Raw genomic sequence first — 13,603 nt, 5'->3', positions numbered from 1 at the left:
AGAAAGGACATGAGGGTTTAGAGTTCCTCGATTGACTTGAGTTCTTCGGAGACGCCCCACTGCTCGGCGTACTTCTCCCAGATCGGCTCCATCTTCGCGCGCCATGCCGAGGTGTCCACCTTAGTGACGGTCACACCATCGTGATCGCCGAGGCTCGCGATGAGCTCCTCGTCAGCGATGCCCTCAACGTCGCGGGCGAACACGCCAGCCTCTTCGCCTGCCTCGCGTACGAGCGGCGTCAGTTCGTCACCGAGTTTGTCCCACGTCTTGCTCGAGATCATGAGCATGCGGAAGGTGACCTCGTGCTGGGTGAGGAGGATGTTCGGAGCCGCCTCGTAGAACTTCTGGCTCTCGATGAAGACGGCCTCGTTCTCGGCGCCGTTCACGACGCCCGACTCGAGCGCGTTGTAGAGCTCGTTGTACGCAATAACGGTGGGCTCAAGACCCATGGCTTGGTACGACTCGGTGAGCATCTCAGACGGCTGCACGCGGAAGAGTCGACCCTCCACATCTTCGATCGACCTCGCCGGCTCGGTGAAGAACATCTGGCGCACGCTGCCACCGAAGTACGAGAGTATCTCAGTGCCGGTCTTGTCAGTGATGCCCTGCTCGATCGAATCGAGAATGCCCGACTCGAGGATCTGGTCGCGAGCGTCGCGATCCTCAACGAGGTACGGCATCGACAAGAGAGTAATGCTGGGGTAGTACTCGGCGATCGAACCCGGAGCGAAGATACCCGCGTCGACCGTGCCGGTCTCGAGTCCCTGGAACATTTCGGTCTCGTTACCGAGCTGTGCGTTTGGTTTCACTTCGACCTTGACTCGGCCGTCGGTCTTTTCCTCGACGAGTTCAGCGAACTTCTTGAGGCCTTGGTCGAACGGGGTGCCCTCTGCGAGCTGGTGGCCAGCAATGAGCACGATCGAATCGTCCTTGGTGCCCGATCCACCCTGATCGCTGCCCGAGCAACCCGTGAGCGCAAGCGCTCCTACTGCCGCGAGCGTGGCAAATTTCACAATTCGCTTATTCATCATTTCTTTTCTCCTTTGAACCGAATGGTCTGTACATCTTTGATCAAGGGTGTGAAGCCCATGTGCGCGATGATGTCTCGTTCAATATCGACGCCTTCCACCACCTCAACGAGTTCCACGCCCTCGTCGGTGAGCTTGAATACGGCACGTTCTGTGACGTAGAGCACCTCCTGGCCGAGTTCTTTTGCACGCTTGCCCGAGAAGGTCAAATGACCCACCCGCTCAACGAACTTTGCGTGACGGCCCTCGGTTTTCACGCTGAGGCCTTCGTCGCCGATCTCAACGTCGAGTCCTCCGGCGGTAAACGACCCGCAGAACACCACCTTGTGGGTGCCCTGCGTGATGTTGATAAACCCTCCCGCGCCGGTGATTCCGCCGCCGTATCGGCTCACGTTCACGTTGCCGTCACCGTCGACCTCGGCCATGCCGAGGAATGCGATGTCGAGGTGTCCACCGTCGAACAGATCAAACTGCTGCGGTGCGGTGAGGCTGCAGGCAGCGTTGTACACAGCGCCGAACTCAATGCCACCTGCTGGTGTACCGCCAATGTGCCCTTGCTCCACGGCGAAGGCGATCCTGTCGAGCTCTCCGCGCTCAGCCGCAAGCTTCGCGATGCCATCAGGCATACCGACGCCGAGGTTTACGAGTTGCCCTGGTTGGATCTCTTCGTAGGCGCGCTCAGCGATTATTCGGCGCATGCCTTGCGCGAGCTTCGGCATCGACCCGACCGGAACCCGGTAGGCGCCGGTGTAGCCAGGCTCGAGCCTGGTCTCGGACGTTTGCATGAATGGCTCCCCGACGACGAGGTAGTCGACGAGGAGTCCCGGCACTCGAACATCGCGCGGGTTCAGCGTGCCAGTGCTGACGTACTTCTGTACCTCGACGATTACGATGCCGCCCGCGCGGTGCGTGGCCAGCGCGGCTTCCATCGGCTCTAGCAAGGCTGCTTCGTTCTCGAAGCTGAGGTTGCCGTGCTCATCGGCCGTCGTGGCTCGCAGCAGGCATACGTCGAGATGGGGGGCCTTGAAGTAAAGGTACTCCTCACCGGCGACAGTAACGAGGTCGACGATCTCTTCCTTGGTGACTTTGTTGAGCTTGCCGCCATCAACACGAGGGTCAACGAAGGTCCGCAGCCCAACTTGGGTGAATAGGCCCGGTGCTCCGGATCCCGTGGACCGCAGCAGGTGAGAGATAACACCCTGCGGCAAGTTGTATGCCTCGAGCTCGTTGTTTTCGGCGAGGCGCGCGAGCTCGATGCTCATCCCCCAGTGCGCGCCGACGACGCGCCGGAGCTTGCCCGGTGCTTTCAGCAGGGAAAGACCGCCGCCTTTTTTGTCGCCGATCCCGCTGCAGTGCCAAACGGTGAGGCTGTGCGGGTTGCGCCCACCTTGGACATGGCCGCCGAGGGCACGCAAGAGATTCGTGGGCTCCTGGAGACCACCACCGGATCCGCCGACGAACACGGTCGAGCCGTCGGGAATGAGGTCTGCGACGACACGGAGCTCGATGACGGGCTTTGGGCCCCAGCTGACGGAGGTAGGCGCTGGGTTAATCACGGCGTCGCGCAGGGGAGGACGCAGAGCGTTGGAAGCTGCGCTAGGCAAGGTAACCTCCATCTACGGGGAGCACAACGCCGGTCACGTAGCGGAACGGGGCGGTGAACAGTGCAGTCACGACGGATGCAATGTCATCACCGTCGGCGACAGAGCCCAACGGGACACGCGAGACAATTTCTGCAAGACGAGTCTCGTCAGCGAGCATTAACTCAGTCAACGGCGTACGCACGTAGCCGGGAGCGACGACGTTGACTCGGATTCCGCGGGGTGCGAGCTCTCTGGCAAGCGACCGGGAAAAGCTGTGGACCGCAGACTTCACGGCGCCGTAGCACGCAAGGCCGGGCACTGAGGCCGCCCCTGAGATCGAACCGATGTTCACGATCCCGCCGCCATCGACCATACGCGGCAATGCCCACTGCGTTACCTCTACGATGGGGCGCAGGTTGTGTGTGTACAGGCGGTCGAGTTCGCCGAGTGCGACCTCCTCGACGGGACTGCGCTTGATCTGCACCCCTGCGCAATTGATCAGCGCTGCGATGCTTTGGCCTTCCAGCGCTGCTGTCACTCGGGCTTCGTGTTCGGGCCATCTGGTGAGGTCGGCTTCGATGCTCACATCAGCGTCGGGACAGAGCTTGATATCGATCCCCACGACGCGGAACCCCTCGTCGCGCAGACGGGCTGCTATGGCCCTGCCGATTCCACCGCCCGCGCCGGTTACGACTGCCAGCTTTTTCTGTATCACATCAGTCCTTTCAGTCGATCCGCCGCGTGGCGGACTTCATCTATCCAAGATCGCAACGCATCCATCTCGGACACGTGCGCAGCGATGCAAATGGCGTAGGTTCCTGTGCGCCCTGCGTTGTCCACACGAAACGGGACTGAGATGGAGGCCACCTGCTGCTCAAACTCGGCATTCGCCTCGGCATACCCGCGTTCGCGGACCAGCGCCACCTCGTCATCGAGTCGTGCTCGCGCAGTGATCGTCTCGCTGGTATATGCCTCAAGCGAGTATGAGCTGAGGAGCGCTGTGTAGCCCGCATCGGAGAGGGTCGACAGAATCGCCTTTCCGATCGAGGTGGCGTGGAGGGGGCCGGAGGAGCCGATTTCACCGCGCACGCTCATGGACCCTGTCGAGGGGATGTTCTCTGTGTAAACGAAGCGCTCCCCTACGAGCTTTCCGACCAGCGTCGAGAACGTCGTGCGCTCGTTGACCTCAAGCAGAACCTGACGGCCGCGAGCAGGTCCCCTCTGCTGGCTGATTGCCTGTGCGATGCGGAAGGCCCGCTCACCCAGCGTGTAGCGGCTGGTCGCTGCATCTTGAACCAGTAGTTCCGCTGTGACGAGGTGCTGCAGGTGTCGATGAGCTGTAGCCAAGGGCAGGACAAGAGCGCGACTGATCTGCAAGACGCCCTGCGGCGCGTCAGACGCAGCGACCATTTCCAAAATCGTCATTGCCTTTTCCATGGTTTTCCTTTTTACGGAAACTGTTTTCTTCATTGAATAGTTGCTAACACTATGCAGGCACCCTGATCGAGTCAACTCTGGCCACTGCGGTGGATCCGATGCTCGAGGGGAAAAGTCCACGGAATTGGGGGCTTCCGGGAGAAACGTGCTCCGTAGAGCGAGCAATTTGCACCACTTCGACATCTCTTCGTGATGCCTGGTGGTGCAGTCTGTCCTGGTCGACTTCGAGCTCAATACCTAGGCTGAAGGCATGTATTCTCTCTCTCCGACGGTGGTCCTCGCCCCGGACTCTTTTAAGGGCAGCCTGGCCGCCGCGGACGTCGTCGCCGCCATGGCGAAGGGGGTACGACTCGCCCTCGGCGATGCCGTCCGCATCGTGAGCGCGCCACTCGCTGACGGTGGCGAGGGCACACTGGACGCTCTTCTGCGCAACTGGCAGGGACATTTGGAATTTGTCGAGACCGTGGACGCGATCGGGCGGCCCAAGACGGCAAGGTTTGGGCTCAGCGCCGATCGTGCGACGGCGATCATCGAGGCTGCAGAGGCCAATGGCCTGCCGGCGGTGATGGATGCACCGCTGCAGCCGCTGCGCGCCGACAGCTATGGAGTTGGCATCATCGCCCGCCGCGCACTCGATCTTGGAGTGGCGCAGATCCTCCTCTGCGTCGGCGGTTCCGCCTCCACCGATGGAGGCACTGGGCTTTTGCGTGGCCTCGGCGCGAGGTTCCTCGATGCTGCCGAGAACGAGGTGGATTCTGGTGGCGGTGGCCTCAGTAGTATTCGTCAGATCGATCTGTCTGGACTACATTCTCGCGCACGTGAAGTCTCTTGGCGGATCGCCGTCGATGTCGATAATCCCCTCAATGGCGATCGCGGCACGGCCGCCGTTTTCGGGCCCCAGAAGGGCGCATCACGCGCGGACATCGCCGTGCTTGATCGGGGTCTCGCTGCATTCGCACAGATGTTGGACAAAGTCACCGAGGGCCACGTAGCCGAGATGAACTCACCGGGGTTCGGTGCAGCGGGAGGTCTCCCACTGGCTGCGAAAGCATTGCTCAAAGCTGAACTGGTCCCGGGATCACAGCTCGTCGCGGACGCCGTTCATCTCAACAGCAGGCTTGCGGATGCCGACATCGTGCTGACAGGTGAGGGCGCGTTCGACCGCCAGTCCCTAAACGGCAAGGTGGTGGGTATGGTGCTGAAGGCGGCTCCTAAAGGTGTTCCTATTGTGGTGATCGCAGGCCGGGTGGCCCTGTCTGCTCAGGAGGTGCGCGCGGCAGGGATCACCGCTGCATTCTCGCTCGCACCCGGCCCGGCTACTCTGGAGTCACTGGTGGAGGCAGCTGCTGAACGCGTCTCGGAGGTGACAGCGCACGTCGTCTCTGCCATGACGGGCCTGTCGAGCTACGGGGCAAGTGGGCGAGCGGTTGCCACGGTTACCGGGCCCACGTTGCCGGTAGCCGGTCCACCCGCGGCCGCTGGAGGACAGCGGTAAGTCCTCCTGTCCTCGCGACGTGGCGATTGCCGCGGTCTCGCTCGAATGGCTTGGGTGTGTCGTCCTCATCCTGCCAAGCCGCCCCGAACCCATAGGCCTTCGTTGGCGGTGATCCCGGTGTCGCAGTGGGCTGGACCGTCGTGTTCCTCGCGGGCTTGCCAAGGTAAGTCGGTATCGATCGGGGCCGACCTATGAAAACTCTTATCAAAGTCAGGTCGAGGACTGCCGCACGCGTTCTGCTCATCGCTACACCAGCGCGGGAGCTCAGCCATAGGCTCAGCTCCCGGGTTGCACACCCCGCCGTTCGGCAGCCAGCGCTATGCCTAGCCCGAGTTGTCCCCGACTGGAGCGCACATCCAGTCCGGTGAGGTCGCGCAGAGTACCCAGCCCGCGCGCGACCGAATTGCGATGCACACCCAGTCTGAGGGCGATGTCGCTCATGTTTCCGCCTGTTGCGAGGTACGCGGCTAGGAGTTCGCGCTGTTTGCTCTTGACATGCCGAAGCGGGTAAGCGAGCGTCTCGATGATGTTCGATGGCGCTGTAGCGACGAGAACTTCGGCGGTGAGGTCGTCGGTGCTCCAATAAAACTGGTCCACCGACAGCAAGTGTGGGTGCCGGGCGATGACGACGAGGACCCGTGTCGTTATAGCTAAGTCGGACGAGCTGGCGGCTGGTGGTGTAACCACGGAGACGAACTGCTGCCTTTCTGTTGCATCCAGAAATCGGGGCTCAGGTCCGAGTACCCAGAGTGCCCCCTCGAAGATGCCCCAGCGGCGCATGGTTTTGGGAAACTCGGCTTCGATTTGCCGCAACACGTTGACGGGCCATGAACCTTGGGCCCCTTTCGCGCGCGCGACAAATGCTGTAAGCCGCCATGGCCTTGGCAGTTGTGCCAGTCCGCGGTCGAGAAAGCCGGCTGCCACAGCATCCGTGTCGTGAACGAGTCGCGAGAGGAAGTCACGGTCTCGTGACCGGTGAATTTCTGATGCGCTCTGGTCTGCTTCGAGCGCGACAGTCAGTTCAACGGTAACTCGAAGCACGCGCGCGACGCTCTCGACTTCGGCGGGATCGCCCGTAACGCCAACGACGCCGACGACCCGGTTGCCGCTCCGAAACGGCAGATTGACTCCGGGCTGAATGCCTGCGGCGGGATCGGCGGCCCGCGCGCGGTATGCCTTGCCGCTTTCCAGCACCACCCGGGCTCCTCGGTGCATGGTGCCGACACGCTCAGGATTGACGGCCGCGATGATTAGCCCGGTAGCGTCCATGATGTTGACGTTGTACGGAATGCCCGGCGAGACGAGGTCGATGATCCGTTGCGCGAGCGCTGCCGAAAGGGGAATCGCCATGCCTGGAGTCTATGGCGAACCGCCCGCCGATAAATAGCACACTGGGGAGCAGGAATTCGTTCAAAGCGCGCACTGATCTCTGGCGTCAAGTTGGGGTACGCCCCAGTCGGACGTGTCCAGAGCTTCCTCCACAGCGGGAAGAGTGCATCTCAGGATCGCAGCAGACCATAGCTGCTCTCCAACTCCGCCGTAGACGGCCTCTCCAGAACTCGCCCGCGACAGGCCTAAACCTTGGGTCGGGAACCTACAGGGGCCGCCTGAATGTCATGTTGATGCTCGGGATCGGGGTCAAGGTCGTGCCCGCGCAGTCGCCGGACGCGTTCGGCGACACCGACGTTCCCCGCCGCTGTTCTCGCACCGGACAGGCGCTGCCGCAGCTCTACTGTTCGACGTCTCGCCTCAATCGCCGTGTGGTCTTCAATCACGCGAAGCCGCTCGAGAGATGCGACTGCCGCCGTGTACGCATCGTCATCGGGACGGGCTTCACCGAACGGCGACTCAGAATCCGTAATCTGGTTGAGGTCTCGGAAAGCGAGCACATTGCCGAGGTCGCGCCTCCACGCTCTCTGCAGGGAGGCATCATCGGGCTGGGACCGGAGGGCCGAGCGCCACGGTTCAGGCGTCGCGGCCGCGGCGTCGACGAGCGCTGCCGTTCGGTCTCGGATGAGGCCGGCCTGGGCATGCAGCCAATCGCGGACTGCCCGGTTGTCCCCGAGAGCTTCAACAGGCGGCGGAGTGACCCAGGTCGGCAGCGCACTGTCACCGGTTGTAGCCGCGGGTGCTGCGATGCGGTGATGGTAAATCTTCGCGAACGACTCCACTGTCGAGTCGGGTCCGGTATCCTCGGCCCGTACGGCCGCAGCCAGCTGCGCGCGCACGTCGGCACCCCGCGCCTCGTGCGCAGCCAACCGACTCGCGAGATGCGCCCACGCCTCGTCGTTGACGACCCGATCGGCGATGCCCGCGTCGAGCACATCGCGAACGATCGCTTCCATCCGCCCGATCTGGTCCGGGTCGTAGACCCGTGCGAGGGCATCCTCGTAGGCTGGCAGCAATGTTGAGAGGCTCGCCGCGGCATCCTGTTCGCGTTGGATCTCCTCGGTCGCAGAACGCTCAGCGCCCTCGCGCGCGAGCACCGCGGTAAGCGCATCGATGATCGAGGTGCGCAGGTGATCGGGAGCGTGCGCATCCACTTCGAGGGTCTCTTCCACGACCGCATACATCCGGTTGGATTCGCGGCCGCGGGTGGTCGCCACGTACAGCTGCTCGCGTGACGTGGACTGCGGGTCCACAAGAATATGGGAGGTGTCTACGGTCATGCCCTGCACCCGGTTGATCGTGGCTGCGTAGCCGAGCTCAACGTGCGTGGCCACGTATTCGGCCGGCAGGGTCAGCACTCCCCCGTGCCGGAGGCTCTTCACCTTCAGGTCGCCGCCCTCGTCGCCCAGGATCATCCAGAGGTCACCGTTCGCGACGAAGTCCTTGCCCTGGTTGGAGCGCAGCTTCCGATCGTTCTGCCGCGTCACGATCACATCATTCACACCGGCCCTGTTCCCGTCGTGCAGCAACGCCCCGCTCTTTCCGACAGCACCCTGGCCGATCAGGTCCAGGCGAGCACGCGCGTTCAGCGCGGCGACCTCTTCGTTGGTTCCCGCGACCATGATCGAGTGTCGGTGGTCTGCGCGATCGGCCGCCCATGCCACGTAGATCTCTTCCAGCATGCTCTGACGGATGCCGCCCCGCGTGCGATCCGCCGTGACATAGAAGTCCAGCGATCCGCTCGCGCCATCACGCAGCAGGAGGGACGCGGCCGCTTCGTCGGCGTCGATGAAGCGGTGCACCCGGTCGAGGTAGCTGGCGCCCACGCGCTGCTCGATCAGGCGCAGGGCTCCCCCGGATTCGACCGCGGCCAGCTGCGCCGGGTCCCCCAAGAGGCGGATCGTGGCCCCGTGCTGCTGGGCGAGCTCCAGCACGTCGGCCAGCAACGGGGTCGAGGCCATACCGGCTTCATCGATGAGAAGCACCGTGCTGCCGTCGATGCGGTACTGGTCCGATTCCTGCTGCTCCAGCGACCCATTGCGGTGCACGTCGACGAGCTTGTGCGCCGTCTCAGCCTCCACCTTGATCTCCTCGGCCAGCACCGTCGACGCAGCCGCCGTCGGAGCCAACGCCAGGACCCGGCCGCCGCCCGCTTCCACGGCACGCGCGAACGCGCGCATCGCCGTGGTCTTGCCAGTTCCGGCCGGTCCGATCCCGACCTCGAGGAGACGACCACCGGATGCGAAACGGCGGGCCAGCTCCACCTGCGAAGCATCCAACGGGTACGAGCTCGCGGCGTTCAGGGTCTCCACCGTGGTGGCGAAGATGGCCGGCTCGACGGCGAAGCCAGCGACGGTGCGGGCCGCGTCGATAAGGCTGTCCTCAATCGCGAGGATCCGCTCCGAGGTGAACCGTTCCGTCCCGTGCACACGGTAAACGGACTCGCCGTCTTGGCGCTGCAAAGCCTCGGGGACCGGGTTAAGTGTCGGCGCGGTGACGGCAATCACGCGCGCCATAACGGCCTGCACGACACCCTCTGCAATCTGCTGCGCGTCGACGCCAGGGCTCACGTTCGCGAAGGTCCGGGCGATGCGTTGCGCCTCCGCTGCAACATGCGACCGCCGCCAGGTTGCCCGGCTGTCTTCGACCGTGTGTAGCACCCGATCGGCGAGCTCGTCAATACTCAACGCTGCAAGGGTCTGGTCCTGCGCCGACAGCTGCTGTCGTTGCCGGACCGTAGTTCCGATCGTGTCTACGGCGACCTCGCCGATGATCCTGACCGCGGCCAGCCGCCACTCCGCGCGCTGCCGCGTCAGGCTCTTCGCAGCACTCTTGCCCTCGCGGGTTTCGAGAGTTGCCCGCTGCGCGAGGCTCAACTGCACCGACTTCGGCGGAGTGCGGCCATGCTTGGCCACGTACTCCTGCACCAGGGTTTCGTAGGCATCTTCAATGGCCGCACGCCGGGAGGAGAACGATTCCCGCAGCTCCCGGCTGATGCCGGCGATCTCCCGCACGCTGCGCTTGTTCCGCCCCCGCGTCTCATCCACGAACGTCACGCCGAGGCGGTTCCGGACCTCCTGCTCGACGAGGGTGTTGTAGCGTTCGGATGCCGCAACGCCGAGCGCGTGCAGCACCCGTCCATCCAGCGAACGCCACTTCCCATCGAGGCCCTGCACCTTCGTCGACACAGCAACATGGGTGTGAAGGTTGGGGTCGCCGGTGCGGGAATCGCGGTGTTCGAACGCGGTGGCAACGAACCCGTGCGTGTCGACCTGCGCGACCCCGCCGGCACCAACGCGCGTAACGCCGGCTTCGGTTTCGAGCCAGGAAACGGTGGCCTGCCAGGCGGCGTTGTGGGCCTCGCGCACCTGCTCCGAGGTGTCCAGATCGCCGAGCGCCCAGAGCACAGACACGCTTTTCACCGGCGTGAACACCAGGTCGTATCCGGCGACGGGCTGCCTGGGCGCCTTGCCCATTTGTGAGAGATGCGTGGCCACTTCCGCATCCGTTGCCGCCCGCTTCACCGTGGCTGCTACCCGGTCGGCAGCGATGTTCCAGCGGATCAGATCCCGCTCGACGCCGGGTTCGGGGCTGCGCCCGTTCGTGGCCGTGAACTCGGTGTACGCGTCGGCGACGGCGTCATCCCAGCCGTCCGCTATCGCTTGGATGCGCGGGAACCGGCGGCCCAGCCGGGATGCCTGCACGGCGTCTTCCGGGGTCGCTCCCCCGGCGACGGCGGCCCGAATGGCGACCTCCGCATCGGGGTGCAGTCCGTCGCCGAACAAGGCCTGCATCTGCTCTTCGGAGACCGCGCCGGAGACGCCGAGGTTGGCCAAACCCGACCCGAGCCATTGCCCGACCGGGTTGCCCTCGGCGGTGTAATACTCGGTGAGATCCTCACCGCGGCGCACGGAATGGTCCCCCGCCGCGACCTGGCGGGTCAGGTAGGTGTAGCCATCACCGGCGTGAAGGACATGCACGGTCATCATGGCGAAACCACCTCCTTTCAGACAGGTTAATGCCTGAATCCTTTCCAGACACTATTAGTGCAAGAGGTGTGTCTACTTGCCTTGGTTGTGGCGTGTCGTTTTGGAGCTGGTGATATCTGTGAAAAGTTTGATCTACGTGACGTTCGATGGGAGTGTTTGGTATGGCAATTGGACAGACTGGCAAGAAGATTGACGCTCGTGAGCGAGCGCGCCTTGCCCGCACTCGGGTTGATCAGGTGCGCGCGGAGCGTGACGACAAGATCGAAGCCACGCTCGCGGAGTTCTTCACCGCCGGTGATGAGCGCGACGCTCTGATCGCGCAACTGGCCACTCTGGAGATCACCATGGGTGCCCGGGTGACGAGCCTTTTCGAGCTGGGTGAGACGGCGACGCGAATCGCGGATCTGGTTGCGCTGGCCCCCAAGGAGCTCAAGCGATTGCGGGGGCTTGTCGCTCCCGTGCCGGCGGTAAGTTCCGTTCCTGACGCTGACTGAACTCCAAGGTCCGAACTCACGGGCTGCCCAAAAAGCTCCGCACTCGGCACCAGGGCTGCACTTTGGTGCGATTACCGGCTGTACGCCTGTTACTGAATTACTCTGTAACGCCGACCCACTGCTGGTGCGTGGGATCCCATTGCCCTTCCCTGAGGTCCCCGCTGAGGGCGGGCTGCAGCATCGCGTTCACAACAGAAATTGCGTCGTCGGGGTTCAGAAGGTCGATAAGAAGAGGGACTGTTCGGGCGACTTTGCTATACCCATCAGTCATCGATCGCGGCACCACGATCGACGTAAATGTTGGCAGGTGCCGGTGCAGCGCTTCAGTATGAACGCTGACGCGAAGTTGCTTGGCGCTGATGGGCATAGTTCGGGCGAGGATAGCCAGATCCACGAGATCTTTCGATCGGGTCGAGGACTGACCGCCGAACATCGAGAGGGTGGCGCAGACTTTGTCAGCGATCTGGTCCTCCACAGCGATTGCTTGATAGTCCACTACGGGGCCGAGGCGAGACATATCGAGCCGGAACGCCGGGGTGATCTTCTCCAGCGGGGCCGCAGGCGTGCGTTTGTGAATAGCCAGGTCGACGTTGATGGGGTTCTGAGTTCCGGCGCCACGCACTGTGACGCTGAAGGCGACTGCGGCGGCCTGCAATTCGGGCTGATTACGCCCGCCGGTGTCACGATGGCGGAGATATCGAAACTCCAGATGATCCCCCAGGTCGACGCTGACCGCCGCGCGAAGTTGGGTGATGGCCTCGTCAATAGTCATCTCCGGCGTCTCCAGATCAACGTCCGTTGTCCGCCGAGCTCCCGGAAGCCGTGCAAGCATGTTTGTGCCCCCTTTTAGAGCAAACGGGCAGTCCGGGGCGGAGAACACCCGGCAGAGAAAGCGGTCGAAAATTGCCAGTTCGATGAGGCTCTGAACGGATGTTCCCAGTCCGCTGCGATGCGCTGCGACCGCCTTCTCTTTAATGGCGGAGAGCACTGCTCGCCCATTCGGGTACGGCTGGTCGTTACTCATCAGCTTCTCCTGCTTCACTGGATCGTTCGTGGTCGCTCATCGTGTCCATGTCGGGAATCTCGCGCCCAAGACCGCGGGGTTGCGTAGCTGCGGGTACGGCAGGTGACGCGAACGACAGTTTCCAGGTATCCGCGGGGAAATTCATGACTGGCATTGTGGGCCTTTGCACCGTGATGGTTGGTAGCTGCGATGCGATGGTCGTCGCTATCTGATTCATCTGCTCTCGATACTGTCGAAGGACGGGCTCCAGCACCGCGTCCGCCATCTCGGAAATGAGATGACTCTGCTCCTGGATGGGCGCGAGCATCAGCCTCATCTGGTCGCCCAGCTGCGCATACCCGCCCAGCTGGAATTGAGCTTGCTCGGCGATGACCCGAAGCTGTCCAGCAACTTCTTGGCTTATGACGTTGGCAAGGGCAGCGCCCACCGCGGGACGCTGCACTAGTGCCCGAGCAACAGCAACATCGTCAATGCCCGCACTCCGACGGAGCTGCTCGACCAGTGCCGACCCATCCCCTCGAGCATGCCCGTACCGTGCTGCGTATGGTGCCAGCAGCCCGGCCAGGCGCTGCAGGTCAACGACACGATCCCCCCGCGTCGCGTCGGCGAGCACGTCACCAACTAGGGAGAGATCCCCGACGTCATCGACGAGATCAGCGACGGTGCGCTCGATGCTCGTCACCGGAAGTCCCCCCACAACGACAACATCCTCTGGATCCAGCACGCGCTGCCAGTACCCAATGTCCGGCCGTTGAGTTTGCCGCCGGTCGCGAGAAATCAGTCGGTACGGTGCCGGTGCAATATCGCCACACCCGTGCACGAGCGCCGCCGCTGCGCCGCCAACGACGACCTCCGGAGCGTCGACCCGCTCCCAGGCCAGCTTCTCCGGCACCGTCGACATCCATGCCGCCCGAAGCTCATCCAGGGGTGCCACCGGCACCCCGCCCAGCCGGTACACGCCGTGCGCGAGACGCACGAGACGCCCCTCTCGTTCCCGATGCGACAGATTGGCGCGGCTCACAAGCCGAATCCGAGCTTGAGCCGCCGTGAAGAGGCCCCACTGCCCGGAAGCTAGATCCTCAAGAATCGGCTCAACAACCATACTCATACTTGAAAAGTATAGTCTGGATATCCTTTTCAAGCAATCTTGCACCTGTGCCGTGC

The 13,603-nt window shown here is 63.2% G+C and carries 10 protein-coding genes; 2 read left to right on the top strand and 8 right to left on the bottom strand.

Going from position 1 to position 13,603, the window contains the following annotated elements:
• Positions 1-17 precede the first annotated feature (17 nt).
• From E3T43_RS17970 to E3T43_RS17955, 4 genes are read right to left on the bottom strand one after another with little or no spacing between them, the layout of a single operon-like run.
• Positions 18-1,031, bottom strand: a complete 1,014-nt coding sequence (locus E3T43_RS17970; protein WP_134473434.1) for a TRAP transporter substrate-binding protein — start codon at positions 1,029-1,031, stop codon at positions 18-20.
• Positions 1,028-2,644: an acyl CoA:acetate/3-ketoacid CoA transferase gene (locus E3T43_RS17965; protein ID WP_134473433.1), complete on the bottom strand. Its 1,617-nt coding sequence runs from the start codon at positions 2,642-2,644 to the stop codon at positions 1,028-1,030. The genes E3T43_RS17970 and E3T43_RS17965 overlap by 4 nt, the downstream gene beginning before the upstream one ends.
• Positions 2,625-3,326, bottom strand: a complete 702-nt coding sequence (locus tag E3T43_RS17960; protein WP_134473432.1) for an SDR family NAD(P)-dependent oxidoreductase — start codon at positions 3,324-3,326, stop codon at positions 2,625-2,627. Before E3T43_RS17960 ends, E3T43_RS17965 begins: the two co-directional genes overlap by 20 nt.
• Entirely contained in the window at positions 3,323-4,081 is a 759-nt protein-coding gene (locus tag E3T43_RS17955) for an IclR family transcriptional regulator (RefSeq protein WP_166791382.1), read from the bottom strand. The genes E3T43_RS17960 and E3T43_RS17955 overlap by 4 nt, the downstream gene beginning before the upstream one ends.
• A gap of 238 nt (positions 4,082-4,319) precedes the next feature.
• Here E3T43_RS17955 and E3T43_RS17950 point away from each other — a divergent pair, with 238 nt between their 5' ends.
• Positions 4,320-5,543 (top strand): glycerate kinase, encoded by a 1,224-nt coding sequence (locus E3T43_RS17950; protein ID WP_370450004.1) that lies wholly within the window; start codon positions 4,320-4,322, stop codon positions 5,541-5,543.
• Between the two features lie 276 nt (positions 5,544-5,819).
• Here E3T43_RS17950 and E3T43_RS17945 read toward each other — a convergent pair whose 3' ends face one another.
• Together E3T43_RS17945 and mobF are read right to left on the bottom strand one after the other, a co-directional pair.
• Positions 5,820-6,893 carry a sugar diacid recognition domain-containing protein gene (locus tag E3T43_RS17945; protein ID WP_134473429.1) on the bottom strand — a complete coding sequence of 358 codons (1,074 nt, stop codon included), beginning with the start codon at positions 6,891-6,893 and terminating at the stop codon, positions 5,820-5,822.
• 224 nt (positions 6,894-7,117) lie between these two features.
• Entirely contained in the window at positions 7,118-10,921 is a 3,804-nt protein-coding gene (gene mobF / locus E3T43_RS17940; RefSeq protein ID WP_134473428.1) for a MobF family relaxase, read from the bottom strand.
• Positions 10,922-11,082: 161 nt separating this feature from the next.
• Here mobF and E3T43_RS17935 point away from each other — a divergent pair, with 161 nt between their 5' ends.
• A complete protein-coding gene (locus E3T43_RS17935; protein ID WP_134473427.1) occupies positions 11,083-11,415 on the top strand; it encodes a hypothetical protein in 333 nt (110 codons plus the stop codon).
• A gap of 97 nt (positions 11,416-11,512) precedes the next feature.
• On the opposite strand, the gene E3T43_RS17930 is transcribed toward E3T43_RS17935, so the two are convergent.
• The gene (locus E3T43_RS17930) at positions 11,513-12,439 is read right to left on the bottom strand and encodes a nucleotidyl transferase AbiEii/AbiGii toxin family protein (RefSeq protein ID WP_134473426.1); all 927 of its coding nucleotides are present in this window, start codon (positions 12,437-12,439) and stop codon (positions 11,513-11,515) included.
• Positions 12,432-13,547, bottom strand: coding sequence for a type IV toxin-antitoxin system AbiEi family antitoxin domain-containing protein (locus tag E3T43_RS17925; RefSeq protein ID WP_166791381.1), 1,116 nt, complete (start codon positions 13,545-13,547; stop codon positions 12,432-12,434). The genes E3T43_RS17930 and E3T43_RS17925 overlap by 8 nt, the downstream gene beginning before the upstream one ends.
• Positions 13,548-13,603 lie beyond the last annotated feature (56 nt).

This window comes from Cryobacterium sp. Hh7, from assembly GCF_004403155.1.
Taxonomy (GTDB): Bacteria; Actinomycetota; Actinomycetes; order Actinomycetales; family Microbacteriaceae; genus Cryobacterium; species Cryobacterium levicorallinum.
The sequence above is the reverse complement of the archived record's forward strand: the minus strand, read 5'-3'. Positions and strand labels throughout refer to the sequence as shown.

Excerpts from the sequence above, each read along its gene's own strand:
- E3T43_RS17970 (WP_134473434.1), bottom strand. The coding sequence starts at position 1,031 with ATGATGAATAAGCGAATTGTGAAATTTGCCACGCTCGCGGCAGTAGGA.
- E3T43_RS17965 (WP_134473433.1), bottom strand. The coding sequence starts at position 2,644 with ATGGAGGTTACCTTGCCTAGCGCAGCTTCCAACGCTCTGCGTCCTCCC.
- E3T43_RS17955 (WP_166791382.1), bottom strand. The coding sequence starts at position 4,081 with ATGAAGAAAACAGTTTCCGTAAAAAGGAAAACCATGGAAAAGGCAATG.
- E3T43_RS17945 (WP_134473429.1), bottom strand. The coding sequence starts at position 6,893 with ATGGCGATTCCCCTTTCGGCAGCGCTCGCGCAACGGATCATCGACCTC.
- mobF (WP_134473428.1), bottom strand. The coding sequence starts at position 10,921 with ATGATGACCGTGCATGTCCTTCACGCCGGTGATGGCTACACCTACCTG.
- E3T43_RS17935 (WP_134473427.1), top strand. The coding sequence starts at position 11,083 with ATGGCAATTGGACAGACTGGCAAGAAGATTGACGCTCGTGAGCGAGCG.
- E3T43_RS17930 (WP_134473426.1), bottom strand. The coding sequence starts at position 12,439 with ATGAGTAACGACCAGCCGTACCCGAATGGGCGAGCAGTGCTCTCCGCC.
- E3T43_RS17925 (WP_166791381.1), bottom strand. The coding sequence starts at position 13,547 with ATGAGTATGGTTGTTGAGCCGATTCTTGAGGATCTAGCTTCCGGGCAG.